Annotated in this window: 2 protein-coding genes and 1 pseudogene; all 3 read left to right on the forward strand. The window is 71.4% G+C overall.

Going from position 1 to position 3,323, the window contains the following annotated elements:
- On the forward strand, positions 1–789 hold a 789-nt coding region (locus ACFU6K_RS34640; protein WP_380669921.1), incomplete at its 5' end, for a substrate-binding domain-containing protein.
- Between the two features lie 505 nt (positions 790–1,294).
- Positions 1,295–1,984 (forward strand): glycoside hydrolase family 11 protein, encoded by a 690-nt coding sequence (locus tag ACFU6K_RS34645; RefSeq protein ID WP_380669923.1) that lies wholly within the window; start codon positions 1,295–1,297, stop codon positions 1,982–1,984.
- A gap of 249 nt (positions 1,985–2,233) precedes the next feature.
- A pseudogene (locus tag ACFU6K_RS34650) lies at positions 2,234–3,151 on the forward strand (non-reducing end alpha-L-arabinofuranosidase family hydrolase); the annotation flags it as partial.
- Positions 3,152–3,323: the final 172 nt, after the last annotated feature.

A 3,323-nucleotide genomic window follows, 5' to 3' on the forward strand; every position in this document is an offset into this window, starting at 1 on the left:
GTCTTCGCCGATCCGCTGCAGTACCACGCGGACGCCTTCCCGGCACGGCTGCTGGCCGGGCTGCGCCGCTCCCCGCCGGGTACGGAACGGGAGTTGGCCGTCTTCACGGTGCCCAGGCGCTCCCGGCGGCCGCCCCTGGTGCGCTACCTGTGCGGCGGCCACGTCGACGGCGTACTGCTGGTCGGGCCCTGGGGGGACACCGCGCTCGCCCGGCTGCTGCACGCGGCCAGGGTGCCCGTGGTGTCACTGGGCCGGCCTCCGGAGCCGGGCACGGTGGCGTTCGTGGACGCGGACAACCTGGCCGGTGCCCGGGCGGCGGTGCGGCGGCTGTGCGCGTCCGGGCGCCGCTCGGTGGCCACCATCGCCGGGCCGCCGGACACCTCCGCCGGCGCGGACCGGCTGGCCGGCTACCGGCAGGCGGTGGCCGCGACGGCCGCGACCCGGCCCGTCGTGGTGTACGGCGACTTCAGCACCGCCTCCGGCGAGCACGCGATGCAACGGCTGCTCGACCAGTGCCCCGGGCTGAACGCGGTGTTCGCCGCCTCCGACCAGATGGCCGCGGGAGCCCTCAGGACCTTGCGGCGGCACGACCTGCGGGTGCCCGAGGACGTGGCGCTGATCGGCTTCGACGACGCCCCCGTCGCGGCGCGCTGCCGCCCGGGCCTGACCACCGTCCACCAGCCGGTCGAGGAACTCGGCTTCCGGGCACTGGAGTTGCTGCTGCGCAACCCGGCACCGGGCGAATCGCTGGTACTCCCCACCCGGCTCGTCGTCCGGGCCTCGGGCTGACCCGCCGCACCCGTTCCGCCCCACTTCTGCCGTCCGTCCCCCCTTGCGTGCCCGGCCGCGACGCTCGGCTCATCCGGGCCGCCCGGCCGGCCCGGGCATGCCTCCGAAACTTTCGAAGAGACTTCCTCCTACGAGTCGCCCAAGGGCACCGAGGGAGCGCGGGCACGGCGAGGCCCCGGCGCTTCATCGAGCCCCCAGGGGTCCGACCAGTGACTTTGCCAGCAGGGCCGGGAACGAGCATGGCCGACACTTTCGGCTTCCTTGTCGAAAGTGTTGACAGCCCGTCGAGTACAGGCCAACACTGTCGCCGTCGACAGCTGCGAACGGCCGGCCCAGGCTCCGGCTCCAGACCGCAGGTCGCCAACCCGCTTCGGACGGAGCGGTGTTGACGGTGAGTCGGCTCCCTGCGTCGCCGTGCGGTGTCGTTCGGCCCACCTCCGTTCACGGTCGCCGGCGACGCAGGGTCGCACCCCACCCCCACCCATCGGCAGGACGGATCACCCCCGTGAACTCCCCCCACCCCAAGAGCCGCAAGGTCGGCCGCCTCCGGCGGCTCGTCCGCAGGACCCCCGTTCTCGCACCGGCCCTCGCGGCCGTCCTGATGCTGCCCGGCACGGCCGAGGCCGCGACGGTGACCACGAACCAGACCGACACCGACGGCGGGTACTTCTACTCGTTCTGGACCGAGGGCTCCGGCGCGGTCTCGATGTCGCTGAACGGCGGCGGCCGCTACAGCACCTCCTGGAACAACGCCGGCAACTTCGTCGCCGGCAAGGGCTGGCGCACCGGCTCGCGCAACCCGGTGACGTACTCGGGCACCTGGAGCACCAACGGCAACGCCTACCTGTCGCTCTACGGCTGGACCACCAACCCGCTCGTCGAGTACTACGTCGTCGACAACTACGGCTCCTACAAGCCCACCGGCACGTACAAGGGCACCGTCACCACGGACGGCGACACCTACGACCTCTACCAGACGACCCGCTACAACGCCCCCTCCATCGAGGGCATCAGGACGTTCAACCAGTACTGGAGCGTCCGCCGGGCCAAGCGGACCGGCGGAACGATCACCGTCGGCAACCACTTCGACGCGTGGGCCAGGTCCGGCATGAACCTCGGCACCATGAACTACGAGATCCTGGCCACCGAGGGCTACCAGAGCAGCGGCAGCTCCACCGTCACGCTGGGCTCCTGAACCGAGCCGAGGGGGCCCCGGGCGCCGCTCCACCGGGGCTCCCTTGTTAACGCTCACATTGCCGTCTGACGGCTCCATCCGCTCGCAAAGGAGTTCCCCATGCGTCAACGAACGTCTCGCCGCGGGCCGCGCTCCACGGTGCTCACCACCGTGATCGCGACCGCGACGGCCCTGGCGGCGGCCATGCTCGGCGCCACCACGGTCCAGGCCGCCACCGCGGTCCAGGCCGCCGACAAGGCCCAGGCCGCCACCCGCGGCACCTGCGCCCTGCCGTCCACGTACCACTGGTCGTCGACGGGTGCGCTGGCGCAGCCGGCGCACGGCTGGGCGTCGGTGAAGGACTTCACCAACGTGGTCTATCAGGGCAAGCACCTGGTCTACGCGTCGAACGTGAACGGCTCCTCGTACGGCTCGATGGCGTTCACCCCGTTCACCAACTGGTCGGACATGGCGTCGACCGGCCAGACCGGGATGGGCCAGTCCGCGGTGGCGCCGACGCTGTTCTACTTCGCGCCGAAGAACATCTGGGTCCTGGCCTACCAGTGGGGTGCCTGGCCCTTCATCTACCGCACGTCGAGCGACCCCACCAACCCCAACGGCTGGTCCGCTCCGCAGCCGCTGTTCACCGGCGGCATCCCCAACTCCGGCACCGGCCCGATCGACCAGACCCTGATCGCCGACGGCCAGAACATGTACCTGTTCTTCGCCGGCGACAACGGCAGCATCTATCGCGCGAGCATGCCGATCGGGAACTTCCCGGGCAACTTCGGCTCCTCCTACAGCACCGTGATGACCGACACGACGGCCAACCTCTTCGAGGCGCCGCAGGTCTACAAGGTCCAGGGCCAGAACCAGTACCTCATGATCGTCGAGGCGATGGGCGCCGGCGGACGCTACTTCCGCTCCTTCACCGCCACCAGCCTCAACGGCTCCTGGACCCCGCAGGCCGCCACCGAGAACAACCCCTTCGCCGGCAAGGCCAACAGCGGCGCCACCTGGACCAACGACATCAGCCACGGCGACCTCGTCCGCGACAACCCCGACCAGACCATGACCGTCGACCCCTGCAACCTCCAGCTCCTCTACCAGGGCAAGTCCCCCACCGCCACCGGCCCCTACGACCAACTCCCCTGGCGTCCGGGACTCCTGAGTCTCCAGCGCCGCTGACCCGGAGCCCCGGCCGCCGTCGCGGCTGGGGCTCCTCCGCTTCGGGCGAGGTGCCCACCCTCCCGTGACGGCGGCCCCTGTCACACCCGAACCCCCTCCCCCGCCCGGGTGCCGTCGGGTCCGGCGCCCGGTGCGTCGCCGCGGACAGGGTCGTGATCGAGCACGACCGACG

This window comes from Kitasatospora sp. NPDC057512 (assembly GCF_042802135.1).
Classification (GTDB): Bacteria; Actinomycetota; Actinomycetes; order Streptomycetales; family Streptomycetaceae; genus Kitasatospora.